At 59.6% G+C, this 26,110-nt stretch carries 23 protein-coding genes and 1 tRNA gene; 2 read left to right on the top strand and 22 right to left on the bottom strand.

The genetic code is table 11. From position 1 onward, the window contains the following. Positions 1-6: 6 nt before the first annotated feature. The 14 genes from nuoH to ACE3P0_RS01730 all read right to left on the bottom strand — a co-directional run bounded on the left by nuoH (position 7) and on the right by ACE3P0_RS01730 (position 13,522). A complete protein-coding gene (nuoH, locus tag ACE3P0_RS01795) occupies positions 7-1,056 on the bottom strand; it encodes an NADH-quinone oxidoreductase subunit NuoH (RefSeq protein WP_374399205.1) in 1,050 nt (349 codons plus the stop codon). Then, on the bottom strand, positions 1,056-3,377 hold the full coding sequence (nuoG, locus tag ACE3P0_RS01790; protein WP_374399204.1) for an NADH-quinone oxidoreductase subunit NuoG: 2,322 nt from the start codon (positions 3,375-3,377) through the stop codon (positions 1,056-1,058). The genes nuoH and nuoG overlap by 1 nt, the downstream gene beginning before the upstream one ends. Before the next feature lie 2 nt (positions 3,378-3,379). Next, positions 3,380-4,690, bottom strand: coding sequence for an NADH-quinone oxidoreductase subunit NuoF (nuoF, locus tag ACE3P0_RS01785; RefSeq protein ID WP_374399202.1), 1,311 nt, complete (start codon positions 4,688-4,690; stop codon positions 3,380-3,382). After that, positions 4,687-5,163, bottom strand: a complete 477-nt coding sequence (gene nuoE / locus ACE3P0_RS01780; RefSeq protein ID WP_374399200.1) for an NADH-quinone oxidoreductase subunit NuoE — start codon at positions 5,161-5,163, stop codon at positions 4,687-4,689. Before nuoE ends, nuoF begins: the two co-directional genes overlap by 4 nt. Positions 5,164-5,199: 36 nt before the next feature. After that, positions 5,200-6,453 carry an NADH-quinone oxidoreductase subunit D gene (locus tag ACE3P0_RS01775; RefSeq protein WP_374399198.1) on the bottom strand — a complete coding sequence of 418 codons (1,254 nt, stop codon included), beginning with the start codon at positions 6,451-6,453 and terminating at the stop codon, positions 5,200-5,202. Beyond that, the gene (locus ACE3P0_RS01770) at positions 6,446-7,051 is read right to left on the bottom strand and encodes an NADH-quinone oxidoreductase subunit C (RefSeq protein ID WP_374399196.1); all 606 of its coding nucleotides are present in this window, start codon (positions 7,049-7,051) and stop codon (positions 6,446-6,448) included. Before ACE3P0_RS01770 ends, ACE3P0_RS01775 begins: the two co-directional genes overlap by 8 nt. A gap of 14 nt (positions 7,052-7,065) precedes the next feature. Beyond that, entirely contained in the window at positions 7,066-7,542 is a 477-nt protein-coding gene (locus ACE3P0_RS01765) for an NADH-quinone oxidoreductase subunit B family protein (protein ID WP_172199023.1), read from the bottom strand. A 39-nt stretch (positions 7,543-7,581) separates the two neighbouring features. After that, a complete protein-coding gene (ndhC, locus tag ACE3P0_RS01760; protein ID WP_374399194.1) occupies positions 7,582-7,956 on the bottom strand; it encodes an NADH-quinone oxidoreductase subunit A in 375 nt (124 codons plus the stop codon). A 64-nt stretch (positions 7,957-8,020) separates the two neighbouring features. Then, positions 8,021-8,105: transfer RNA gene (locus ACE3P0_RS01755), tRNA-Leu, on the bottom strand. Between the two features lie 56 nt (positions 8,106-8,161). Beyond that, positions 8,162-8,515, bottom strand: a complete 354-nt coding sequence (secG, locus tag ACE3P0_RS01750; RefSeq protein WP_374399192.1) for a preprotein translocase subunit SecG — start codon at positions 8,513-8,515, stop codon at positions 8,162-8,164. A 113-nt stretch (positions 8,516-8,628) separates the two neighbouring features. Beyond that, complete coding sequence (glmM, locus tag ACE3P0_RS01745; protein ID WP_374399190.1) at positions 8,629-9,984, bottom strand: phosphoglucosamine mutase; 1,356 nt, start codon at positions 9,982-9,984, stop codon at positions 8,629-8,631. Between the two features lie 42 nt (positions 9,985-10,026). Further along, entirely contained in the window at positions 10,027-10,806 is a 780-nt protein-coding gene (folP, locus tag ACE3P0_RS01740) for a dihydropteroate synthase (RefSeq protein ID WP_374399188.1), read from the bottom strand. 102 nt (positions 10,807-10,908) lie between these two features. Beyond that, positions 10,909-12,795, bottom strand: a complete 1,887-nt coding sequence (gene ftsH / locus ACE3P0_RS01735; RefSeq protein ID WP_374399186.1) for an ATP-dependent zinc metalloprotease FtsH — start codon at positions 12,793-12,795, stop codon at positions 10,909-10,911. Positions 12,796-12,901: 106 nt separating this feature from the next. Next, positions 12,902-13,522 carry an RlmE family RNA methyltransferase gene (locus ACE3P0_RS01730; RefSeq protein WP_374399184.1) on the bottom strand — a complete coding sequence of 207 codons (621 nt, stop codon included), beginning with the start codon at positions 13,520-13,522 and terminating at the stop codon, positions 12,902-12,904. 35 nt (positions 13,523-13,557) lie between these two features. Between ACE3P0_RS01730 and ACE3P0_RS01725 the strand changes: the two genes are divergently transcribed. After that, positions 13,558-14,034, top strand: a complete 477-nt coding sequence (locus ACE3P0_RS01725; RefSeq protein WP_374399182.1) for a YhbY family RNA-binding protein — start codon at positions 13,558-13,560, stop codon at positions 14,032-14,034. A 29-nt stretch (positions 14,035-14,063) separates the two neighbouring features. Here the strand turns inward: ACE3P0_RS01725 and ACE3P0_RS01720 are convergent, their stop codons facing one another. The 7 genes from ACE3P0_RS01720 to ACE3P0_RS01690 form a co-directional block, all read right to left on the bottom strand. Beyond that, complete coding sequence (locus ACE3P0_RS01720) at positions 14,064-14,528, bottom strand: DUF4149 domain-containing protein (protein ID WP_374399180.1); 465 nt, start codon at positions 14,526-14,528, stop codon at positions 14,064-14,066. Between the two features lie 3 nt (positions 14,529-14,531). After that, complete coding sequence (greA, locus tag ACE3P0_RS01715) at positions 14,532-15,008, bottom strand: transcription elongation factor GreA (protein WP_374399178.1); 477 nt, start codon at positions 15,006-15,008, stop codon at positions 14,532-14,534. Between the two features lie 12 nt (positions 15,009-15,020). Then, positions 15,021-18,239, bottom strand: a complete 3,219-nt coding sequence (carB, locus tag ACE3P0_RS01710) for a carbamoyl-phosphate synthase large subunit (RefSeq protein WP_374399176.1) — start codon at positions 18,237-18,239, stop codon at positions 15,021-15,023. A gap of 53 nt (positions 18,240-18,292) precedes the next feature. Next, positions 18,293-19,438, bottom strand: coding sequence for a glutamine-hydrolyzing carbamoyl-phosphate synthase small subunit (gene carA, locus ACE3P0_RS01705; protein WP_374399174.1), 1,146 nt, complete (start codon positions 19,436-19,438; stop codon positions 18,293-18,295). Between the two features lie 176 nt (positions 19,439-19,614). Next, positions 19,615-22,323 (bottom strand): response regulator, encoded by a 2,709-nt coding sequence (locus ACE3P0_RS01700; RefSeq protein WP_374399172.1) that lies wholly within the window; start codon positions 22,321-22,323, stop codon positions 19,615-19,617. A gap of 268 nt (positions 22,324-22,591) precedes the next feature. Next, positions 22,592-23,395, bottom strand: coding sequence for a 4-hydroxy-tetrahydrodipicolinate reductase (dapB, locus tag ACE3P0_RS01695; RefSeq protein WP_374399170.1), 804 nt, complete (start codon positions 23,393-23,395; stop codon positions 22,592-22,594). A gap of 51 nt (positions 23,396-23,446) precedes the next feature. Beyond that, a complete protein-coding gene (locus ACE3P0_RS01690) occupies positions 23,447-23,731 on the bottom strand; it encodes an outer membrane protein assembly factor BamE (RefSeq protein WP_374399168.1) in 285 nt (94 codons plus the stop codon). Between the two features lie 195 nt (positions 23,732-23,926). Between ACE3P0_RS01690 and fur the strand changes: the two genes are divergently transcribed. After that, the gene (gene fur, locus ACE3P0_RS01685; protein WP_374399166.1) at positions 23,927-24,388 is read left to right on the top strand and encodes a ferric iron uptake transcriptional regulator; all 462 of its coding nucleotides are present in this window, start codon (positions 23,927-23,929) and stop codon (positions 24,386-24,388) included. Positions 24,389-24,441: 53 nt separating this feature from the next. Here fur and recN read toward each other — a convergent pair whose 3' ends face one another. After that, positions 24,442-26,109 carry a DNA repair protein RecN gene (gene recN / locus ACE3P0_RS01680; protein WP_374399164.1) on the bottom strand — a complete coding sequence of 556 codons (1,668 nt, stop codon included), beginning with the start codon at positions 26,107-26,109 and terminating at the stop codon, positions 24,442-24,444. Position 26,110: the final 1 nt, after the last annotated feature.

The raw sequence follows: 26,110 nt of genomic DNA, 5'->3' as shown, positions 1-26,110 counted from the left end.
CGCCAATTACCTCCAGATCGACCAAGGCGACATCATCCAGATCCCAACTACGAGGATCCATACGAGCGTAAGCGGAATAAAGACCTTCCAGCCAAGACGCATAATCTGGTCATAGCGAAACCGCGGGAAGGTAGCCCGGAACCAGAGGAACAAGAAGAGGACGAAGCCGATCTTCAACACGAGCCACGGAAAACCATCGGGGAGGAAACCCACCGGGGACAGCCAACCACCCAGGAAAAACACCGACGTCAGCGCGGAGACCAAAATCATGTTTGCGTATTCAGCCAAGAAGAACAACGCAAACGCCATGCCGGAGTACTCAACCATGTGCCCGGCAACGATCTCGGATTCACCCTCGACAACATCGAACGGAGCGCGGTTCGTCTCCGCAATGCCCGAAATCAGATAGACCACGAAAAGCGGCAGGAGCGGCAACCAGTTCCAACTCAAGAAGCCCACGCCGTAGTTGGCGAAAACACCTTTACCCTGCCCAAGTACGATATCCGACAGATTTAGCGAACCGGCAACCATCAGTACGCCCACGAGCGAGAAGCCCATCGCCAACTCGTAGGAAACCATCTGAGCGGTTGCGCGAATACCGCCGAGGAACGCGTACTTGGAGTTGGACGCCCACCCCGCAATGATCACGCCATAAACCCCAACCGATGTGATTGACATGAGATAAAGCATCCCAGCGTCAATATTCGCCAATACAAGGTTCGGAGCAAATGGAACGACAGCCCACGCAGCGAGGGCCGGCGCCATGACCATCATCGGACCGATCACAAACAGTGCTCTACTCGCACTGCTCGGGACGATGATTTCCTTGAACATCAGCTTCAGCGCATCTGCAATAGGCTGCAGCCAGCCTTTCGGACCGACGCGGTTCGGACCAATCCGAACCTGCATGTATCCAATGATCTTCCGCTCAGCGAAAGTGAGGTAGGCGACGCTGAGGATCAGCGGCAGAACGATCGCGACGATCTTGACCAACGTCCAGACAACAGGCCAGAGCGGGCCAAACAGTGCGGCAAAGGGTTGCAGTAGCGCTTCCATCAGGCACGCTCCACAGTAAGTTCGCCAAACATCGGGCCCAGCGCCACAGTTTCAGATCGGCCAGCGGCAACCCGCACGCAGCCGTCGGCGACAGCATCATCGCACTGCGCATTAAGCACAACCGAACCAGAGGACGACGACACCTTCACCGCATCGCCCGCAACAAGGCCGAGCTTCGCCAGCGTTTCGGCCGACATACGCGCAGCTGGCGCTGAAGCATCACGCGTACGCTGCAAGGACGGGGCCCGCCGGACAAGCACATCAGTCGAATATATTGGAACATCCGAGACCCGCTGGAGACCTGACACAGCTATCGAATTCGCAACTGGGACTCCGGTCAAAGCGTTAGAGAGAGGCTCCGTGTTGCGCAAAGCTTCGTCGCGAACCGCCTCTGAGCTCTCATAGTCAAACCCGTCGAGATCAAGCAATCCGCCCAAAACACGGAGGACCTTCCAACCCGGACGAGCGTCAGCAAGCGGTTTCACGACTGCATTGAAACTCTGCACAACACCCTCGCAGTTAGCGAAAGTACCAGCCGTTTCAGAGAACGGTGCAATCGGCAGCATGAGATCTGCGACCTCTTCCACCGCCGATCGGAAAGCAGTCAGCGCGATAACGGTCTCTGCGCTCTTCAGTGCAGACTTCGCCAACGCGCCATCTGCAAAATCAAGCTCTGGTTCAACACCAACCAAAATCGCCGCCTTAAGCGGATCCGCGAGCATCGACGCAGCATTGTGTGCGCGGCTGACTGCGTGCGCGTAATAACCGCCTACGGTATTTGCCGCCTCACCGAAGAAGCCAAGCTTGGCACCGGACAAGCGGCTGATCTCGTCTGCGATTGCCCAAATGAGCCCGAAAGCCGCGTTTTGCGAGACGGCATTGCCCAAGAACAACGCCTTACGCTCGCCCCCACACAGGCTTTCAGCGACAGCAACGGCATCACAATCGACACGCGAATCAACAAATGACTCGACGGCCGCCGACAGCGGAATTCCCATTTTCTGCGCGATCGCAGCCGCCACATTGGCGAGCGCAGCCACGATCTCACGCGGAGTAACCTTGACCGCGTTCGCGAGCTTCAAGAGCGGATCATCGATCGCCGAGGCAATCACCGATACCGCTGCCCCGCGCTTAACCGCCTGCCGCAGTCGCTGAGCTAGCAACGGGTGATCTTTGCGAAGTGCGCTACCCACCACAAGCACGCTATCCAAATCCGCGACGTCTCGGATCGACATGCCAAGCCAAGGCGTGCCGCCGCGCACCCCGTCGGCGGAAAAGTCGGACTGGCGAAGACGGAAGTCAATCCTGTCAGATCCCACGCCACGAACCAGCCGCTGCGTCAGGAACATTTCTTCCAGCGTCGCATGGGGCGATACAAACGCGCCAAACGCCGATACCCCATGGTCGGCAACCACGCCCTTCACAGCCTTCGCCGCATAATCCAGAGCGTCTTGCCAAGATATCTCAATCCACTTCCCGCCCTGCTTGACCATCGGCTTGGTCAAGCGATCGTCAGAACTCAGCGCCTCGTACGAGAACCGATCTTTGTCTGATAGCCAGCATTCATTGATCGACTCGTTTTCGAGCGGCAGAACACGCATAACCCGATCGTGCTTGACCTGTACTACCAAGTTCGAACCCAGCGAATCGTGCGGGCTCACTGAACGACGACGCGACATTTCCCACGTCCGCGCCGCAAAACGGAATGGCTTCGACGTCAATGCGCCCACCGGGCAGAGATCAATCGAATTGCCTGAAAGCTCCGAATCGACCGTACGGTCCACGAACGCCATGATCTCGGAACGCTCGCCGCGATTTGCGACACCGAGCTCCATGATCCCGGCAATCTCCTGACCAAAACGCACACAACGCGTGCAGTGAATGCAACGCGTCATGTCCGTTGAAATCAGCGGACCGAGGTTCTTGTTTACAACGACGCGCTTCTCTTCCTGATATCGAGAGGCGTTGCCGCCATATCCGACAGCAAGATCTTGCAGCTGGCACTCGCCGCCTTGATCACAAATTGGACAATCCAATGGGTGATTGATCAGCAGGAACTCCATCACCCCCTTCTGGGCCTTAACAGCCTTTTCAGAGTGAGTGGTGACCTTCATACCGTTCGTCACTGGCGTCGCACAAGCAGGAAGCGGCTTCGGCGCTTTCTCAACGTCAACCAGGCACATGCGGCAATTGGCCGCAATCGACAGTTTCTTGTGATAACAAAAATGGGGAATGTAAGTACCAACCTTGTTGGCTGCATCCATTACGGTGCTGCCATCAGGCACTTCAACCTTTTTGCCGTCGATTTCGATCTCTAGCATGTTCAGCCTACGTAGATCTTGCTGCCTTCACGCTGAAGCTCAACCGGCACCAGACAGTGCTTGTTGTCAACGTGGTACTGGAACTCGCTACGGAAATGCTTGATGAAACTCTTGACCGGCATAGCGGCAGCATCACCGAGCGCGCAAATTGTCCGACCCATGATGTTGTCGGATACGCTGTCGAGCAAATCGATGTCTTCTTGTCGGCCCTGACCGTTCTCAATTCGGTGGACGACCCGATAAAGCCACCCGGTGCCTTCCCGGCACGGCGTGCACTGACCGCACGATTCTTCGTGATAAAAATAAGACAGCCGCTCCAGCGCCTTGACCATGCATGTGCTCTCGTCCATGACGATGACCGCGCCAGAACCCAGCATCGAGCCGGCCTTGGCAATACAGTCATAGTCCATCGTGGCGTCCATCATGATCGACGCAGGCAGTACGGGAGCCGAAGACCCGCCCGGAATGACCGCCTTCAGACGACGCCCGCCTCGCATGCCGCCGGCCATCTCAAGCAATTCTGAAAATGGCGTACCTAGCGGTACCTCATAATTTCCGGGCCGATTGACATGCCCGGAGACCGAAAACAACTTCGTGCCGCCATTGTTCGGTTTTCCTAAGCCCAAGAACGCGTCGCCGCCGTTATTGATGATGTAGGGAATCGACGCAAACGTCTCGGTGTTGTTGATCGTGGTCGGTTTGCCGTAAAGACCGAAACTCGCAGGAAACGGGGGTTTGAATCGCGGTTGCCCCTTCTTTCCTTCGATCGACTCCAGCAGCGCGGTTTCTTCCCCACAGATGTACGCGCCATAACCATGGTGCGCAAACAAGTCAAAAGAGAAAGACGACCCGAGAATGTTCTGGCCAAGAAAACCAGCCTTCCGAGCTTCGGCCAGTGCAGCCTCGAAACGCTCGTAGACTTCAAAGATCTCACCGTGGATGTAGTTATATCCGCGCTCGCAACCCATTGCGAAACCGGCAATGATCATTCCCTCAATGACCATGTGCGGGTTATAGCGAAGAAGATCACGGTCCTTGAAGGTACCGGGCTCACCCTCATCCGAATTGCAACAAACATACTTCGCACCAGGAAACTGGCGCGGCATGAAACTCCATTTCAGGCCGGTTGGAAAACCAGCTCCGCCTCGGCCACGGAGTGCAGACTTCTTTACTTCCGCGATGACAACATCTGGCGTAATGCCCTCACCGATGATCTTTTTCAGCGCAGAGTAGCCGCCGCGCTTGACGTAATCAGCAAGGCTCCACGTATTGTCACCGTCGAGACCGGCAAGAAGGAACGCTTTTTCGCTCATTTGCGCAGCTCGCTGATGAGTTGGTCCATCTGCGTCTCCGTCATACGGCAGCACATCCGATGGTTATTCACAAGCAAAACAGGTGCGTCGCCACAAGCCCCCATGCATTCACCCTCTTTCAGGGTGAATTGACCATCCGGGGTTGTCTGATTGAATTCAATCCCAAGCTTATGCTTGAGATATTCCCCAGCATCCGCACCGCCCGACAGCGCACATGGCAAATTGGTACAAACCGTGAGCTTGAACTTGCCGACCGGCTGGAGGTCGTACATGTTGTAGAAACTGGCAACCTCGTACGCCGCCATTGCAGGCATATCAAGATAACTCGCCACGAATTCGATCGTTTCTGCGGCAAGCCACCCTTTTTCCTGCTGAGCAATCCTCAAAGCCGCCATCACCGCAGACTGCTTCTGGTCAGCGGGATATTTCGCAACTTCCTGGTCAATCTTGCCTAGTGATTCCGAGTTCAACATGACTCGTTCATCTCTCTTCTGAACGTCGGACTACAGTTAACGGTCGATCTCGCCAAACACGATATCCATCGTGCCAATAATCGCGACAACGTCCGCAATCATGTGCCCACGGGCAATAGCATCCATTGCGGCCAAATGCGCAAACCCCGGAGCGCGAAGCTTCACGCGATACGGCTTGTTTGCACCGTCCGAGATTGCATACACCCCAAACTCACCCTTGGGATGCTCCACGGCCGCATACGCCTCGCCTTCCGGAACGTGCATACCTTCGGTGAAGAGCTTGAAGTGGTGGATCAACTCTTCCATGTTCTCCTTCATCGCTGCACGAGAGGGAGGTGCAATCTTGTGGTTATCGCAGATAACCGATCCGGGGTTACTGCGGAGCCAGTCAATACACTGCCGAATGATTCGGTTGGACTGCCGCATCTCTTCCATTCGCACGAGATAGCGGTCGTAGCAGTCGCCGTTTACGCCAACCGGCACGTCAAAATCAACGCGGTCGTAAACCTCATAAGGCTGCTTCTTGCGCAGATCCCACTCCACGCCAGACCCGCGAAGCATCGCGCCGGTGAAGCCGTAGGCAAGTGCCTCTTCTGGAGAAACAACGCCGATCCCAACCGTGCGCTGCTTCCAGATCCGGTTATCGGTCAGTAAGGTCTCATACTCATCGATATATGCTGGAAAACGTCGCGTGAAATCGTCCAGGAAATCGAGCAAAGAGCCCTGACGGGCCTCGTTCAACTGCGCAACCGTCGCAGCATTGCGGTATTTCGACACCTCGTACTTCGGCATCTGATCCGGCAAGTCTCGATAGACTCCACCTGGCCGATAGTAAGCCGCATGCATCCGCGCGCCCGAAACAGCCTCGTACGCGTCCATCAGATCTTCACGCTCACGGAACGTATAGAGAACCATCGTCATCGCGCCGATATCCAGCGCGTGGGTGCCGATATTCAGAAGGTGGTTCAAAATACGTGTGATTTCATCAAACATCACACGGATATACTGCGCGCGCAACGGAACTTCCAAACCAAGCAACCGCTCGATCGACATGCAATAGGCGTGCTCATTGCACATCATCGAAACATAATCCAGTCGATCCATGTACGGAACGGACTGAATCCAAGTGCGGGTCTCGGCGAGCTTTTCAGTGCCGCGATGCAACAAACCGATATGCGGATCGGCGCGCTCAACAACCTCGCCATCCAGTTCAAGCACAAGGCGCAAAACGCCGTGAGCGGCGGGGTGCTGCGGCCCGAAATTGATTGTGTAATTGCGGATTTCAGCCATGCCCAACCTGCCCGTAGTTTTCTTCACGAACGATTCGTGGCGTCACTTCGCGCGGCTCAATCGTCACCGGCTGATAGACCACACGCCCTTGTTCGGCGTCGTAACGCATTTCCACGAAGCCTGAAATCGGGAAATCCTTTCGGAACGGGTGCCCGACAAATCCATAGTCGGTCAGGATGCGGCGCAGGTCCGGATGACCATCAAACATCAGACCAAAAAGATCGAACGCTTCACGCTCGAACCAGTTGGCGCTTGGCCACACACCTACCACCGAGGCAACCACCGGAAACTCCGCCGACTCGGCGAACACTCGCAAACGCAGGCGCCAGTTGTTACGCACGGACAGCAAATGAGCAACGCTGGCAAACCGAGCAACGGAGGACGCGCGCGTCGAATGCGTAGCGTAATCGACACCGCACAAATCAATCAGCTGCTCAAATCCGAGATCGGGGGTGTCCCGCAACGTAAACGCCACGGCCAAGTAGTCTTTGGCGGCAACCTCGATCGTCACCTCGCCGCGCTCACAGACGAGCGTCTGGATCTGCGCCCCAAGGACAGCACGCAGCGAATCCTGCAGTTTTTCGAGCTTTGCACTCATGAGGGCTCTTTGCCTTATCGAGCGATCGTGTTGGTTCTCTTGATCTTGTTCTGCAGCTGGATGATTCCATACAGCAGCGCCTCCGCCGTCGGCGGACAACCAGGCACGTAGACGTCTACTGGAACAATACGATCACATCCACGGACAACCGAATAGGAGTAGTGATAGTAACCGCCGCCGTTCGCACAGGAACCCATTGAGATTACCCAGCGCGGCTCAGCCATCTGGTCATAGACCTTGCGAAGAGCCGGAGCCATCTTATTGCATAGCGTACCAGCCACGATCATGACATCGGACTGGCGAGGGCTTGGCCGAAAAACAACTCCAAAACGATCCAAGTCGTAACGGGAACAACCCGCGTGGATCATTTCAACCGCACAGCAAGCCAAGCCGAAAGTCATCGGCCACAACGAACCCGTTCGCGTCCAATTCAGAACGCTATCCAGAGTCGTCGTGACAAAACCCTCACGGAATACACCCTCAACACTCATTGCGTCCCCCAACGCCCCGCATCACAGCGAAACGTACGGTTATTCCCAGTCCAGCGCGCCGCGCTTGCGCACGTAGATATAGCCCACAATCAGGACACCCAAGAAAACGAGCATCTCGAAGAAGCCAAATAGACGAATCGACTCGTTGCCAGCAATTTCCTTGAGAATTGACGCCCAAGGAATCAGAAAGGCAACCTCGATATCAAAGAGGATGAAAAGAATTGCAATCAGGTAATAGCGCACATCGAACTTGATGCGCGCATCCTCGAACGCCTCGAAACCGCACTCATACGGAGATAGCTTTTCGGGCTCGGGATTGTGGCGCCCAAGAACGCGCCCAGCGAGCAGCATGACGCCGCCTACCGCAATACCGACAAGGATGAAAATCAATACCGGGAAATAGTTCTCGAGCATGATCGTAGAGTCGGGAATTGCATCAGATGGAAAAACGCCCGCTTACGCGGGCGTTTCGAATTATTGGTGCCGACGGTGAGACTCGAACTCACACGGCTTGCGCCACCACCCCCTCAAGATGGCGTGTCTACCAATTTCACCACGTCGGCACGCTTACAACAGAAAAGAATTATATATAAACAATACCGCCTTGCCAAGAATTTCTTTACTTCGGAATCTCTTGAGCGGCGCCCGGGGCGCTATCCGTCTTGGCCGGCGCAGCCGGCTGAGATTGAACAACAGGCGCACCTTCCATGACACTCTTCGCCGGACCTGCTCGGTGGCTCGCCAAGTACGTCAAGGCAAGGCTCGTAACGAAGAAGACAGTAGCCAAAACCGCAGTCGTTCGACTAAGAAAGTTAGCCGACCCCGAAGCACCGAAGAGGCTACCAGATGCGCCGCCACCGAACGAGGCACCCATGTCAGCACCCTTGCCGTGCTGAACCAACACCAAGCCGATTACCGCAACGCCCACCAAGACATGAACCGTCAGGACAAGGCCAAAGAAAATGCCGCTCACGCGCTACCCCAGTTTAAATACTACAAAACCTAGCATTTTAGTCGAGCGCGGCTGCGCCCACAAGTGAGACGGCCAGCTGGTGGCAGCCCCCAATCGCTCGCCGCACTCAACGCTCATTCCAAGGCCTGACGTACCGTGGCCGCCAGCTGTTGCACGACTTCATCAACCTGAGCGGCATCTTCGCCCTCGACCATGACCCGCAAAAGCGGCTCGGTCCCCGATGTGCGCAGCAGCACACGGCCACGTTGTCCGAGCACTGCTTCGGCCGACACGACTGCATCCTGAATGCTTCGGTCGGACTTCCAGTCAAAACCGCCGACGGTGCGCACATTCACTAGGCGTTGGGGAAAGAAAGTGAGCGCTTGGCAAGCATCGGCGAGCGATTCATTGGCGTCGCGCAATGCCGCCAATACCTGCAAGGCGGCAATGATTCCATCCCCGGTGGAATGGCGATCAAGACAAATAATGTGGCCAGAATTTTCTCCACCCAACTTCCAGCCGCGCTGTTCGAGCAATTCAAGCACGTAGCGATCCCCGACTTTCGCCCGAACAAACTCCACCCCAAGCGCTTCGATTGCACGCTGAAAACCAAGATTGCTCATCAACGTACCAACGACGCCAGGAAGGCGATTCAGCGCCTTCTGCCTTCTGGCGATCACGTAGATCAGCATGTCGCCGTCGTAAATGCGGCCGTTGCGATCGACCATCATCAGCCGGTCGCCGTCACCATCAAGTGATATGCCGATGTCGGCGCCCTGCGCAAGTGTGAAGGCTCGAATCGCCTCAGGCACGGTAGCACCGACCTGGTCGTTGATGTTGAAGCCGTTCGGCTCTTTCCCAATCGCGACCACTTCCGCGCCCAACTCGTGAAACACCCTCGGCGCGATGTGGTAAGCAGCGCCGTTCGCGCAGTCCACTGCAATCTTCAAGCCTCGCAGATCCAGGTCGTTCGGAAACGTGCTCTTGCAGAACTCAATATAGCGACCCGCTGCGTCGTCAATACGCCGAGCACGCCCCATCGCCGAGGAGTCAGAGCAACCAATCGGCTGATCCAACCGCTCTTCGATCGCGGTCTCTGTCGCATCAGGGAGCTTGGCACCTCGTGCGGAGAAGAATTTAATACCGTTGTCGTAGTACGGGTTATGGGAGGCGGAGATCACAACGCCCGCATCGAGCCGAAGCGCCCGCGTCAGGTAGGCCACGGCTGGCGTTGGAATCGGCCCCGCAAGTACTACATCAACGCCGGCAGCAGCAAAGCCAGCCTCAAGCGCCGCTTCAAGCATGTAGCCTGACACGCGAGTGTCTTTGCCTATCAGGACCGTCGGGCGCTCATGTCCGCGAGTTCCCTGCTGTTCCGCACACAATGTACGGCCGGCCGCGTATCCCAAGCGCATGACAAAGTCCGGCGTGATCGGCGAATTTCCCACACGCCCGCGAACCCCATCCGTCCCGAAATACTTTCGTGCCATTGTTGTCTCCGAATTTGTTGTAAGTGGGGATTGCTACGCGTGCTAAAGCGTGTCGCCTATCCCGAGTTCGCGCCAAACCTTCAGACCAGCAACGGTTTCAACGACATCATGTACGCGCAGAATTGCGGCACCACGAGCAGCTGCCGCGATGGCGGCGACAACACTGGGCGCCATCCGCCGATCAACTGACAGACCGGTCATCTGTCCAAGCATCGTTTTTCGCGACACCCCGACCAGAACCGGCGCCAATTTCCCAAATACCGGTAGCGCCCGGAAAAGTTCTCGATTGTGATCCAGCGTCTTGCCAAATCCAAACCCGGGATCGACCAACATGCGATTTCGATCAATGCCGGCGCGCTCAAGCACCTCAAGACGGGCCTGCAAGAATGCGCTCACCTCGGCAACCACGTTCGCATAGCTGGGCGAGACCTGCATACTTCGTGGCACCCCTTGCATGTGCATGACACATACCGCGCAATTGGAGTCCGCAACCACGTCGACCGCCCCGGGCTCTCGGAATGCGTTGATGTCGTTGATCATGGATGCGCCGGCGCTGATCGCAGCCTGCATAACCTGCGGCTTGACAGTATCCACCGAGATCGGACAGCCCAACGCCGCCAATGCCTCAACCGCCGGTACAACTCGGCGGAGTTCCTCTTCCACCGAGACCCCCGAGGAACCGGGACGAGACGACTCACCGCCGATGTCGAGCAGGTCGGCACCGGCATCGATCGCTCGTTTGGCCCTATCGATGACCGCGTCAAGTTGCCCGGCAAGTCCATCACCACTGAACGAATCGGGCGTTGTGTTGATGATTGCCATGACCAGAGGGCGCCCGGCCGGCAAACGATAGTCGCCTAAACAGATTGAAGTCATAAGAAAAGAAAAGGCCGGCTTAGCCGGCCTTGGATCGATGCATTTACATCAGGCGGGCGCCGTCGCGCTGGGCGTGGGATCTGCCGGCCCATCTGAAACCGATGACTTCGGCTGTCCGCTCGCATGAGGCGGGCGAGGCGGACGGCCAGCCATGATATCGGCGATCTGATCGGCATCAATCGTCTCCCACTCGAGAAGCGCCGCAGTCATCGCCTCGACCTTATCACGGTTGTCTTCAAGGATTTTCCGCGCGAGGGCATATTGCTCGTCGACGATCCGCCGGATTTCCGTATCCACCTTCTGCAGCGTGGCTTCCGACAGGTTCTTGTGGGTCGTGATTGAGCGGCCCAGAAATACCTCTCCCTCATTCTCGGCATATACCATCGGACCGAGCGCTTCCGACATACCGTAGCGGGTAACCATGTCGCGGGCAATGCTGGTTGCGCGCTCGAAGTCATTCGACGCGCCCGTAGACACGTTACCGACAAAAATCTCCTCAGCCACGCGGCCACCAAACAGCATGCAGATCTGCGCCAGCATCTGGTCTTGGTAGAGGCTGAAACGATCCATCTCAGGCAGCGACCAAGTCACGCCCAAAGCACGTCCACGAGGAATCACCGTTACTTTGTGCACCGGATCGCAGCCCGGGAGCACCGACCCGATGATCGCGTGACCAGACTCGTGATAGGCCGTCTTCTTCTTCTCTTCCGGCAGGATCACCATGGATTTGCGCTCGGCGCCCATGAAAATCTTGTCTTTGGCACGCTCGAAATCGTCCATGTCGACTAGACGCTTGTTCGCCCGTGCGGCAAACAACGCAGCCTCGTTCACGAGATTCGCGAGATCCGCTCCGGACATACCCGGCGTACCGCGAGCAAGGATGTTCGCATCGACATCGGGTGACACCGGCACCTTGCGCATGTGCACCTTGAGGATCTGCTCGCGGCCGCGGATGTCCGGCAGCGGCACGACCACCTGACGGTCGAAACGGCCTGGGCGCAGGAGGGCCGGGTCCAGCACATCAGGGCGGTTCGTCGCAGCGATCACAATCACGCCGGTCTGGCCTTCGAAACCATCCATCTCGACGAGCAGTTGGTTCAAGGTCTGCTCGCGCTCATCGTTGCCACCACCGAGACCGGCACCTCGTTGACGGCCGACAGCGTCAATTTCGTCGATGAAGACAATGCAAGGCGCTTGCTTCTTCGCGTTCTCGAACATGTCGCGAACACGAGCGGCGCCTACACCGACGAACATTTCGACGAAGTCGGAGCCCGAAATCGAGAAGAACGGAACCTTCGCCTCACCAGCGATTGCCTTGGCGAGCAGCGTCTTGCCGGTACCGGGCGAGCCCACCATGAGGACGCCTTTGGGAATACGGCCGCCCAGCTTCTGGAACTTCGAGGGATCACGCAGGAAGTCGACCAGTTCAGCCACCTCCTCTTTCGCCTCGTCGCAACCGGCCACATCCGCAAACGTAATCGAATTGGTGGATTCGTCTAGCATTCGCGCCCGGCTCTTGCCGAACGAGAACGCACCGCCACGACCACCGCCCTGCATCTGACGCATGAAGAAAATCCACACACCAATCAGAAGCAACATCGGGAACCAGGAGACGAAGATGCTCATCAGCAGCGATTGCTCTTCTTCAGGCTTGGCAGTGATCTTCACGCCATAACGCATCAGATCGCTGACCATCCAGAGGTCTTGGGTACCCGGCGTGAATACGGTGATCTGCTTGTTGTCCTGGGTCGTCGCGCGCAGCGTGCGGCCTTCAATGGTGACCTTCGCGATACGCCCTGACTTGGCCTCCTCCATGAACTGGGAGTACTCCATCTGGCTTTGCGCGGTCTGCCGGCTGTTGAACTGGTTGAACACAGTCATCAGCACGATGCCGATGACCAACCAGATCGCTAGATTCTTGAAAAGATTGTTCAAGTCGCTTCCTTCTCAGGCCCGAACGGGGCCGCTCCCCACAGTAGACCAAACCATTCTATGACCGTTCAACAATCGACGCCAACGCCGCCCATGCCAGATCGTGCAATCAGGAACGCTTGGTCAGACCCAGCAAATACACTTCCGAACTGCGATCACGCGACGCGGCGGGCTTGCGGACCTGCACTTGCGAAAACACACATCCCATCGCCTTGCGGTACTCGTCGAAGCCAGAGCCCTGAAAAACCTTGACCAACATGTTGCCGCCCGCCACCAGGTGGCGTTCAGCGAAATCCAGCGCCAGCTCGCAGAGATAAACAGAACGTCCCTGGTCGATCGTTGCAATACCCGAGATATTGGGGGCCATGTCGGAAAGCACAAGGTCCACGCTCCGACCATCAAGGCGACGAACGAGTTCATCCAGTATCGCCTCCTCGGTGAAGTCGCCCTGAATGAAGTCCACACCATTGATCGGTTCAAGGTCCAGAAGGTCAAGCGCGATCACGGCACCACCCGGCAATACCTTGCGCGCAACAACCTGCGTCCAGCTACCGGGCGCGGCGCCGAGTTCAACGACGACCTGTCCGCGAGAGAGCAAGCGGTCTTTCTGGTCGATCTCGGTCAGCTTGAACGCCGCCCGGGAGCGGAAGCCTTCGGCCTTGGCGCGCTGCACCCAAGGGTCGTTGACATGCTCCTGCATCCATTGTTTGCTGGTCTTGGTCCGCTTCATCGCACTAAAATGCAAGTTTGCACAAGAAATTCCACATGAACACACTCACCGCAGCACAGCGTCGCGAGCTTCGCGCCAAGGCGCACGGGCTTGACCCGGTCGTAAGTATTGCCGAAAAAGGCCTCGCGCCCACGGTGCTTAAGGAAATCGACCGTTCGCTGACCGCACACGAGCTAATCAAGATTCGCGTTTACGGCGATGACCGCGAGGAGCGCCAGCAGTACATGGACACCATCTGCAGCGAACTCGGCTGTGCCGCAGTACAGATGATCGGCAAGCTGCTGGTTGTCTACAGACCATCGCCGGAACTGGCCGAGAAGGCGAAAACTGCGACCAAGGCACCAGCGATCAGCCCCCGCGCAACGCCTCGCGCTGGGGCGCGTGGTGACGCGCGCAGCCTCGCACGCCCGGCGACCCGGCTCAAGAGCGGCACCATCGCGCGCAACATTGCCGGACCTCGCGGCGCTGCAGCCCCCCGAAGCGGTGGCCGCAAACCCGGCGGCGGACGCTGAGCATCTGCAATTCGCTGAGGCTCCGCGCCTCAGCGACGCCCGCTTACGGTCTCAAGCACCACCAAGGCACCGCCGAGCGCACATTGGATCAGGTAAAGGATGCTGGAAACACCGTGCCATGCGGCAAAGCGGTCGCGCACCAGGCTCTCCATCACCTCTCGCGGCATTGCCTCTGCCTTGAGCTGCGCCAGCAAAGGTTGAATGCCGAACAGGCTGGCCAGCGTAAGCAGCAACATCAACACGATCACCCAAAGAGAAGCACGCTTGAACGCCTGCCCCCCGGCGTCGATGATCTGAAAGACGATCAGGAAACAGGCGCTGCCGACGCCCAACCAAGCGACGATGTTGAACAAGCGGCCAGCGACCGCGCCGGCCACACTGCGATCCTGCAGCGCCGAGAACAGGGTTGGCGCAACGATGCCGCCAATCGTCCACAGCGCTCCGACCCACAGTGTCAAAGCGAGAAAGTAAAGCGGTCGCGCGATCTGATTCATGGATCAGATGTACTTGACTTCGAGAATCTCGTACTCACGCACACCACCCGGAGCCTGAACCTCTGCGACGTCGCCGGCGTACTTGCCGATCAGCGCACGCGCAATCGGCGACGACACCGAAATCTTGCCGCACTTGAGATCGGCTTCGTCCTCGCCGACGATCTGGTAAGTCACTGAATCACCCGACTCAAGATCCTCCAGATCGACGGTCGCGCCGAACACGCAGCGCCCATCCGCATCAAGCAGCTTCGGATCGATGATCTGCGCCGAAGACAGCTTGCCTTCGACTTCCTTGATGCGGCCTTCGATGAAGCCCTGGCGCTCCTTGGCGGCATCGTATTCGGCGTTTTCGGAGAGATCGCCATGGGAACGCGCTTCGGCAATCGCCTCGATCACGGCCGGACGATCCACCGTCTTCAAACGCTGCAACTCGGCGCGGAGCATCTCCGCGCCGTTAATGGTCAATGGAACCTTGTTCATTTACTTAGCCAGTCAAGCCAGTTCAGCGTGCAGAGCCTGCAGCGCGTAGGGCGTCAGTTCGGACAGATGGCGAATACCGAGGCAGGCTGCACGTGCGCCTTCGATGGTCGTCTGGATCGTGACCTTGGCGGCCAGCGCGCTGGTGCGGATCGAACGCGAATCCGCGATCGCCTGCCGCTTCTCTTCGACGGTGTTGATGATGAGGCTGATCTCGTTGTTCTTGATCATGTCAACGATGTGCGGGCGGCCTTCGGTCACCTTATTCACCGGTGTCACAGGGATGCCGGCAGCTTCGATCGCCGCAGAGGTGCCGCGCGTCGCAACGAGCTTGAAGCCCAACTCCACGAGCTCGCGCGCCACTTCGATCGCCTTCGGGCGGTCCGCCATCTTGACGCTGATGAAGGCGGTACCGCCGGTGGGCAGACGCACGCCGGCAGCCAGCTGACTCTTCACGAAGGCTTCCGCGAAGGTACGACCGACGCCCATGACTTCGCCGGTCGACTTCATTTCCGGCCCGAGGATCGTATCCACGCCCGGGAACTTGGCAAACGGGAAGACGGCCTCCTTGACGGAGAAATACGGCGGAATGATTTCGCCGGTGACACCTTGGTCGACCAGCGAACGACCCGCCATGCAACGCGCCGCCACCTTGGCGAGCGGGAGCGAACAGGCCTTCGAGACAAACGGAACCGTGCGGGATGCGCGCGGATTGACTTCGAGCACATACACCACGGCGGCATCGCCCTTGCCCTGGATCGCGAACTGCACGTTCATCAGACCACAAACGTTGAGACCACGTGCCATCAGCTCGGTCTGGCGGCGCAGCTCGTCCTGCAGCGCCTTGGACAGCGTGTAGGGCGGCAGCGAGCAAGCCGAGTCGCCGGAGTGGACGCCGGCCTGCTCGATGTGCTCCATGATGCCGCCGATGATGACTTGCTTGCCGTCGGATAGCGCATCGACGTCGACTTCGGTGGCATCGTTGAGGAAGCGATCGAGCAGCACCGGCGAATCATTCGAAACCTTCACCGCCTCGCGCATGTAGCGTTCGAGGTCTTTCTGTTCGTGCACGATTTCCATCGCGCGGCCACCCAGCACATAAGACGGGCGAACCACCAACGGATAACCGATTTCGGCGGCCAGACGCACCGCTTCTTCCGGCGCGCGCGCCGTACGGTTGGGCGGCTGCTTGAGGCCGAGGTCGTTCAGCAGCTTCTGGAAGCGTTCGCGATCTTCGGCTGCATCGATCATGTCTGGGGTGGTGCCGATGATCGGCACGCCGTTGGCTTCGAGCTCACGCGCCCGCTTGAGCGGCGTCTGGCCACCGAACTGCACGATCACGCCAACCGGCTTTTCGACCGCGACGATCTCGAGGATGTCTTCCAGCGTCAGCGGTTCGAAGTACAAGCGGTCGGAGGTGTCGTAGTCGGTCGAGACCGTTTCCGGGTTGCAGTTGACCATGATGGTCTCGTAGCCATCTTCGCGCAGCGCGAGGGCAGCATGGACGCAGCAGTAGTCGAACTCGATGCCCTGCCCGATCCGGTTCGGCCCACCACCCAGCACCATGATCTTCTTGCGATCGCTCGGCTGCGCCTCGCACTCATCCTCATACGCCGAGTACATGTAGGCGGTGTCCGTTGCGAACTCGGCCGCACAGGTATCGACGCGCTTGAAGACCGGCCGCACGCCCAGCGTGTGACGCTGCAGGCGAACGCTGGTTTCGTCCGTACCGAGCAGCTTGGACAGACGACGATCGGAGAAGCCCTTGCGCTTCAGATCGCGCAGTTCCGGCGCCTGGAGCGCCTTGAGCGAACGGCCGACGAGTGACTTCTCGGTCAGCACGATGTCTTCGATCTGGGCCAGGAACCACGGGTCGATCTTGGTCAGTGCATGAACCTGATCCAGCGACATGCCTTCACGGAAGGCCTGGCCGACGTACCAGATGCGCTGCGCACCCGGGTTCGCCAGCTCGCTCTCAAGTTCCTCGCGATCGCATTCGACCTCGTCGAGCCCGTAGGCTCCAGTCTCCAGACCACGCAGCGCCTTCTGGAAAGACTCCTGGAAGGTGCGGCCCATCGCCATCACCTCGCCCACCGACTTCATCTGCGTCGTCAGGCGGTCATTCGCGGCGGGGAACTTCTCGAACGCGAAGCGCGGGATCTTGGTGACGATGTAGTCGATCGACGGCTCAAACGAGGCCGGGGTGGCGCCGCCGGTAATGTCGTTCTTGAGTTCGTCCAGCGTGAAACCGACGGCCAGCTTCGCGGCGATCTTGGCGATCGGGAAGCCGGTGGCCTTCGAGGCCAGCGCGGACGAGCGCGACACGCGCGGGTTCATCTCGATGACGATAAGGCGGCCATCCTTCGGGTTGACCGAGAACTGCACGTTCGAGCCACCGGTATCCACACCGATCTCGCGCAGCACCGCGATCGACGCATTACGCATGATCTGGTACTCGCGATCGGTCAGCGTTTGCGCCGGTGCGATCGTGATCGAGTCACCGGTGTGCACACCCATGGGATCGAGGTTCTCGATCGAGCAGACGATGATGCAGTTGTCGTGCTTGTCGCGCACGACCTCCATCTCGTATTCCTTCCAGCCAAGCAGCGATTCTTCGATCAGCAACTCGCGGGTCGGCGAGAGATCGAGGCCGCGGGTGCAGATCTCGACGAACTCCTCGATGTTGTAGGCGATACCACCGCCCGTGCCGCCCATCGTGAAGGACGGACGAATGATCGCCGGGAAGCCGACCTTGGCCTGCACGGCCAACGCCTCCTCCATCGAGTGAGCAACGCCAGAACGGGCGGACTCCAGCCCGATCTTGGTCATTGCTTCCTTGAACTTCTGGCGGTCCTCGGCCTTGTCGATCGCGTCCGGCTTGGCGCCGATCATTTCGACCTTGTACTTGTCGAGCACGCCGTTGTGCCACAGATCCAGCGCGCAATTCAGCGCCGTCTGGCCACCCATCGTCGGCAGCACCGCGTCGGGGCGCTCCTTTTCGATGATGCGCTCGAGCACCTGCCAGGTGATCGGCTCAATGTAGGTCACATCGGCCATCTCCGGGTCAGTCATGATCGTCGCTGGGTTGGAGTTAACCAAGATGACGCGGTAACCCTCGTCACGCAGCGCCTTACAGGCTTGCGCGCCGGAATAGTCGAATTCGCAGGCCTGGCCGATCACGATCGGACCAGCGCCGATCATCAGGATGCTCTGGATGTCTGTACGCTTGGGCATGTCTCTTCACCACCGGGGCGAGGCGCGCAGCTCAGGGCGGCGCGCCGGGATAATCACTTCTTGGCTTGCTCGAGGAAGCCAACGAAACGGTCGAACAGGTAGGCCACGTCATGCGGGCCGGGGCTCGCTTCCGGGTGCCCCTGGAAGCACAGCGCCGGGCGGTCGGTCCAGGCCATGCCTTGAAGGCTGCCGTCGAACAGCGACACGTGGGTCACCTTGACGTTGGCCGGCAAACTTGCCGGGTCCGCTGCGAAACCGTGGTTCTGGCTGGTGATCAGCACGCGGCCTGAATCCAGATCCTTGACCGGATGGTTCGCGCCATGATGGCCGAACTTCATCTTCATGGTCTTCGCACCAGCGGCCAGCGCCATCAGCTGATGGCCGAGGCAGATGCCGAAGGTCGGGATCTTGCGGTCGAGGAATTCGCGGATCGCAGCGATCGCGTAGTCGCAGGGCTCCGGATCGCCCGGGCCGTTGGACAGAAACACGCCGTCGGGATTGAGCGCCAGTACTTCGGCAGCCGGGGTCTTGGCCGGCACCACGGTCAGCTTGCACCCGCGTTCCGCCAGCATGTGCAGGATGTTGCGCTTGACACCGAAGTCGTAGGCAACGACATGGAAACGCGCCGCAGACTGTTCGCGGAAACCTTCGCCAAGGCGCCACTCGCCACTCGTCCAAGCGTAAGACTTGTCGGTCGTCACGACTTGGGCGAGGTCCATGCCAGCAAGGCCTGCGAAACCGCGCGCTGCCGCGATCGCCGCATCAACGTCGATCGTCTCGCCGGCCGCAGCGGTCACGATGCAGCCCGACTGAGCCCCCTTCTCGCGCAGGATTCGCGTGAGCTTGCGGGTATCGATGCCGGCGATAGCGACAACGCCTTCGTCCTTGAGGTACACGTCGAGCGAGCGCTCGGCGCGGAAGCTGGAGACACGTAAGGGCAGATCACGCACCACCAGGCCGGCTGCATAGGTGCGGCCCGCTTCGCAGTCCTCACTGTTGGCACCCGTGTTGCCGATATGCGGGTGCGTCAAAGTCACGATCTGGCGGGTGTAGGAAGGGTCGGTCAGGATTTCCTGATACCCCGTGATGGCGGTATTAAAAACCACTTCACCGACGGACTTGCCGGCGGCGCCGATCCCCTTGCCGTGAAACACCGTACCATCGGCGAGCGCGAGCAAGGCTGGGGGAAATGCTGTCACAGCGGACTCCCTGAAACTATCGCTAAATTCCGGAATTCTGAGCGGACGCCGGAACCGGCGCCGGACATGAAAAACGGGATTCGCCACACGGCGCATCCCGCTTTCAAGATCACGAAATTGTAGCAATTACCGCGGCTTACGGCAAATCCCGCCTGCACGCCCTAATCCAGATCAGATCATTTTGCCTGCTGACGACGCAGATAATTAGCCAGACGATCCAGTTCCGGGATCAGGTCCGCCAGCCTGGCCAGCGCCTCAGGCCCCTTCGTGTTACGCGCCGCAATCTCAAGCTTCAAGGCACAGTCAGCCGCTGCCGCTGCGCCAAAAATGCCTGCAGACGCCTTGAGCGAATGCGCGCCGCGAGACAAAGCCTCCCAGTCCGAGCGCTCCGCCGCTCCCAACAACTCGGCGCGCGAACGGCCATAGTCCTGCAGAAAAACGCCAATCAGCATCTGCACGGCAGATTCATCGCCATCGAGCGTATCGCGGGTCTGATCAAGGTCGGCGACATCGCCACTGGTCACGAAAGGATCCCCCTCGATCTCGGTGCGTGATCCGTCATAGTACTCGTCGCTCACCGCCTCCTGACGCACGACACGCTTGATCGCGGCGAACAACTCCGCCGGCTTGAGCGGCTTGACGACATAGTCATCCATGCCCGCTTCAAGGCAGCGGTTGCGGTCCGCCGGCATTGCGTGTGCGGTCATCGCGATGATCGGGATCGATTCGAGCAGGCCGGTACCAGCCCAGCTGCGGCGTGCTTCGCGCGCGCGGATCGCGCGGGTTGCCTCGATCCCGCCCATCACCGGCATCTGGACATCCATCAGGATCACGTCGAATTGACCGCCGCGATCGAAGTACTCCACCGCCTCTGCGCCATTGTTCGCCAGCACCACGCGGTGCCCGGCGCGCTCAAGCACCTTCTGCGCTACGGCTTGGTTAACAGGGTTGTCCTCCACCAGCAATACATCTAGCGGCTCGGCAGTCGCCTCGGTGGCGGCTCTCGCAGCAACGAGATCAAACTCGGCGAGCGAGAATCCGCTACCCGCATCCACGCCAAATGCGAGCAAGGCCGCATCCACCAGATCGCGACGCGAAAACGGTTTGACCAGATGCGCTCGCGTACCAAGCCGGCGACAGCGGTCGGCGTCCTCGCGCTGATTTGGGGTGTTGAGCAGCATCACGATCCGTTCGCAAGAAGCGCCAAGATCGAAGAAGCGAGAGGGCAAGGCAAACCCGCCGGGGTCGGCGAGGCCGACATCCACCAGCAACAGGTCGTAGTACCCGCCCGCATCTGCCGCCGCCTTGAGCGCAGTCTCTGCGGACTCAACCGAATCAACCCAGGTCACCGGCAATCCGGCGGCCCCGAGCCAGCCATGAATGCGCTGCGCCAAAGTGCGGTTCTCGAGCGCGAGCAAGGCGCGACGACCGGCAAACTCGGCACGGCACGAGAGCGGCGCAGGGTCTTCCAGCACTTCGGCGCGCAGCGTGAATCGGAAGCAACTCCCTTGATCGGGAACGCTTTCAACCCAGATCCGCCCGTCCATCAGTTCGACCAAGCGCCGGCAGATCGCCAGGCCGAGCCCGGTGCCACCAAAACGGCGCGTCGTCGAGGTGTCAGCCTGCGAGAAGACGTCGAAGATTGCACCGTGCTTGTCGGCAGGGATGCCGATGCCGGTATCCCGCACCGAGAACTCGATCAGAGCGAATGCACCGTCACGCTCAAGCACGCGTACACCCACCTCAACTTCACCGCGCTCGGTGAACTTGACCGCATTGCCCATCAGATTCAGCAGCACCTGCCGCACACGCCCCGGATCGCCCTTGAGCCTGACCGGCACGTTGTCATCGATATTCGCGATGAGTTCTAGGCCCTTCTGGTGCGCACGCAACGCAAGCGCCTTGATCGAATCCGCCACGGTGTTGAACAGCGCGTAGTCGATCAGTTCGAGATCCATTCGACCCGCCTCGATCTTCGAGAAATCGAGGATGTCGTTAATGATCGTCAGCAGCGCCTCGCCCGAAGACTTGACCGTCTCAAGGTAGCCGCGCTGTTCATCATCCAGATCGGTATCGAGCGCGAGCTCGGTCATGCCGATGATGCCGTTCATCGGCGTGCGGATTTCGTGGCTCATGTTGGCCAGAAAGTCGCTCTTCGCGCGGTTAGCCGCCTCCGCCGCCTCTTTAGCGTTCAGCAGCTCCAGCTCAAATCGCTTGCGTTCGGTGATATCGCGATGCGTACCGACCAGCCGCAATGCACGGCCCTGCGCATCACGCTTGACGACCTTGCCGCGCGCGAGGATCCACTTCCACTCACCGCGCTGCGTGCGCATGCGGAATTCACAATCGTAGTCGGTGGCAAGGCCGCTGACGTTGTCGTCCAGCCGCGCTTGCACCTGCGGCAGGTCGTCGGGGTGGACCAGCGCTTGCCAGCCCTCGACCGTGGGCGGCACCTCGTCGAGCGAGAGCCCGAGCATCGACGCCCAGCGCACGCTGAAGTGCACGACGCCGGTGCCGACATCCCAGTCCCAGATCCCGTCTTCTGAACTGTCGAGCGCGAGCTTCAAACGCTCTTCGCTCACCCCCTGCAGCAAGGAGCTTTCGCGGCGTTCGCTGACGACAGCCGAAAGGGACTGTGCGAGTTCATCCGCAGCCAGGCGCTCCAGCGCGGCAACGCCACGCTCATCGCCAAGCTCATGCAGGGCATCGCGCAGCTCGTCGAGCACCGCCTGCTGCGCATCGCACTGAGACCGCAAGCGCGCGTTTTCGGCCCTCAGGGTCGAATCGGAATCCGTCGAAGGAAGAACTGGCGACGCAAGGCGCTGTTCGTAGTGGCGATAAGCCCCGCCAACCATCGAGAGCAGATCGACCAGAGCAACAGCCAACTGATCTGGTCGCACCACCTGCCGTGAGATGGCTGACAGCAGACCGGCAGGTGAATCGACTCCGAACGCCCGCTTAAGTTGATCGGCCAGCAATTCGCTGGCCGAAAGCTCTACTGGGTTTGAATCACGATCATCGCCAGATTGTGCGGCTTGCATTCGGTCGTACCGGAAGAATGACTAGGGCCAGAGGGATCGCATGACCCGCACAGCGTACCCGAAGCGTCCGTCAGATCGCCAACAGCTTTGGTCAAGCTGTTGGCAAAACGCATTACTTCAGGCCGAGCACATCCTGCATGTCGTAAAGACCGGCCGAACGCCCCTTGAGGAAGGCTGCAGCACGCAGTGCACCCAAGGCGTACGGCATGCGACTGGAGGCCTTGTGCGTGATCTCGACGCGCTCCCCCAACCCAGCGAAGAGCACCGTGTGATCACCCACGATGTCGCCGCCGCGAACGGTTGCGAAACCGATCTGCTGCGCTGGGCGCTCACCGGTGACTCCTTCGCGACCGTACACAGCACAGGATTCAAGATCGCGCCCGACTGCATTGGCTACCACTTCACCCATACGCAGCGCGGTGCCGGAAGGCGCGTCGATCTTGTGCCGGTGATGAGCTTCGATGATCTCGATGTCGTAACCGCTCGCAAGGATGCGCGCAGCGACGTCCAGCACACGGAACACGGCGTTGACACCCACGGCCATGTTCGGCGCGAAGACCACGGGAATCGTCTCCGCCGCGCGGGCAATCGCCTCCTTGCCGGCAGCATCGAAGCCGGTGGTGCCAATAATCATGGCCTTGCCGGCAACGCGCGCGGCCTCAAGGTGCCGCAGCGTGCCCTCAGGACGCGTGAAATCGATCAAACAGTCGGCCACTTCGAAGGCCGCTGCCACATCGGCGCTGATGGCAACCGACTGACCGATACCAACGAGTTCGCCCGCGTCACGCCCGAGAAACGGGCTGTCAGGCAAATCAAGCGCCGCCGCCAGCGAACACACAGGATCGCGCAACGTGGCTTCAATCAGCATCCGGCCCATGCGCCCGGACGCACCGGCGATCGCGACGTTGACGGTCATGCTCAATCCTTCAAAGACAGGTCGTTACTGAATTCGGATGGGGCGATAGGCTTACTTCTTGCGCGGTTCGATTTCGATCAGACGGTTCTGACCGTCGTCGTTGGGCGGAGCGGGCTGAATGTCACCTTCCCAACGCGCAAGCTTGCCCTCGACGAAGAACACCGAGAAGACTTTCCGATCCACCGTTGAACTACGGCCAGCGCGAAATTCGTAAGGGTAGTCCCAGCGGTCTGCGTGAAACGGATCGTTCAGCAGCGGGGTACCAAGGATGAAGCGCACCTGCTCCGGCGTCATGCCGGTCTTAAGACGGCCAACCATTTCACCAGTAATCGACATGCCCTGGCGGACGTCAACCCGGTAAGGGCGCAGCCAATCACAACCGCTCGTCAAAGGGATCAGGCAGAAAAGGGAAAGCAGTACTGCAGGGCGAAAACTCAAGCGCGGCATGGATTCGACGGAGCGAGTCGCGTTTTCAAATGGAGCGTCAGACTATATCATAAGGGTCTGAACCGACCCCCGTGCCAAGCCTCCATGACCAATTCCCAAAGCCTCAAGAGCATGGGTCTCAAAGCCACCCTACCCCGGCTCAAGATCCTAGAACTCTTTCAGCGCACCGATCAGCGTCACCTCACGGCTGAGGACGTTTATCGCATGCTGATGGCCGAAAACATGGATATAGGGCTGGCGACGGTGTATCGCGTGCTTACGCAGTTCGAACAAGCGGGGCTGCTGGAACGCCATCACTTCGAGTCGGCGAAGGCGGTCTTCGAGCTGAACCACGGCCAGCATCACGATCACCTCGTGTGCATGCAATGCGGTCGCGTCGAAGAGTTCTACGATGCCGACATTGAAGAGAAGCAGAATCGCATCGCGAGTGAGCGCGGCTTCAAGGTGCGCGAGCATGCCTTGCACCTGTATGTCGACTGCCTCAAGGACGACTGCCCGCACAAGCGGAACATGCCACCCGCGTTCCCGCTCAACGCGAGCGAGTAAAAAGAGCGGCGCCTCACGGCGCCGTTTTTCAGCCCAGACAAAGCTTCCTGATCTCACCCCGCCGCAGCTTCCAACCCCAGCATTTCTGCTGCATGGTTTCGAGTCGTGTCGGTGATGCGCTCGCCACCGAGCATGCGGGCAATTTCGTCTATGCGTGCCGCTGCATCCAGCACTTGCACATGCGAATAGGTTGCTCCGTCGCGCGATTCCTTGGAAATCTGCCATTGCCAGTCTGCTCGCGCGGCCACCTGCGGCAGATGGGTCACGCACAGCACCTGGCAGCGCCGACCAAGCTCAGCCAGGCGCCGGCCGACCACCTCGGCAACACGCCCACCGATACCGACGTCCACTTCGTCAAATACAAGCGTCGGTACCGCCTGCGCTTCGCTCGCGATCACCTGGATCGCAAGGCCAATCCGCGAAAGCTCGCCGCCGGATGCGACCTTGGCGAGCGGTCGAGGCTCCTGGTGTGGATTGGCGGCGACAAGGAACTCAACCGCTTCCCGTCCATGCGCGCCACCCTGCGGGACTTCGACAAGGCGGATCTCAAACCGGCCACCCGCCATTGCCAGATCCTGCATGGCTTCGGTGACGCGCGCCCCGAGCGCCTGGGCCGCCGTACGCCTGCGCTCACTCAGCTCAGCCGCGTACTTCTGATATGCCGATCGCGCATCCGCCTCTGCCGACGTAAGCGCATCGAGATCGCTTGCACGCTCAATCAACGCAAGTCGCTCACTCCACGCCGCCTCCAGCTCAGGAATCGCCTCGGGGGCGACGCGGTACTTGCGCGCAAACTGCGTGACGGCGCCAATCCTCCGCTCACATTCAGCAAGCGCTTCAGGGTCGAGCTCCATCCGATCACGGTAACGACGTAGTTCGGCGACCGCCTCGCCAAGAGCGATGCCCGCACCATCCAGCAACTCGCAAACCGGAGCCAGCTGCGCATCGAAGCGCGCCAGCTCAGTCATCCGCACGGCCAGACGTTCAACTTCGGTTGCAATCGCAGGCTCAGCCTCATCAAGCGCATCCAGCGCCGCCCCCGCGCCTTCAATCAGGCCTGCGGCGTGCGACAAGCGCTGATGGTCTGCGTTGGTCTGCTGCCACTCTGCTGGCGCAAAGGCGAGCGTGCGCGCCTCGCTCAACTGCCACTCCAGCATCTCGCGTTCGCGAGCGCTTGCCTCGCCCTCGGCTTCAGCAGTTTCGAGCGCGCGCAGGGCGGCCTGCCAGGCACGCCAAGCCAACCCTACCTCTTTCGCCAACGTAGTGGCACCTGCATGGGTATCAAGCAGATCGCGCTGTGCATCCCCGCGCAACAAAGCGTGGTGTGCATGCTGGCCGTGAATATCAGCCAGCAGCTCGCCGAGCGATTTCAGCTGCGCTGCGGTAACCGGGGACCCGTTCACATAGCAGCGTGAGCGCCCGCCGGCATCGACCACGCGGCGAATCAGAACTTCGACGTCAGCCTCAAGGTCGTTGGCAGCCAGCCATGCGGCGACCGGGCCTTCCCCCTCGCAATCGAACACGCCGGAAATTTCCGCGCGCTCGCAGCCGGCACGCACCATGGCGCTGTCCGCACGGTCACCCAGCAGCAACGACAAGGCATCAAGCAGGATCGACTTGCCGGCCCCGGTCTCGCCCGTCAGCACACCGAAACCGGGCGCGAATTCGAGGTCGAGTTGATCGACCAGGACAAAGTCTCGGATCGTCAGACGACGTAACACG

This window comes from Niveibacterium sp., assembly GCF_041909475.1.
GTDB lineage: Bacteria > Pseudomonadota > Gammaproteobacteria > Burkholderiales > Rhodocyclaceae > Niveibacterium.
The sequence above is the reverse complement of the archived record's forward strand: the minus strand, read 5'-3'. Positions and strand labels throughout refer to the sequence as shown.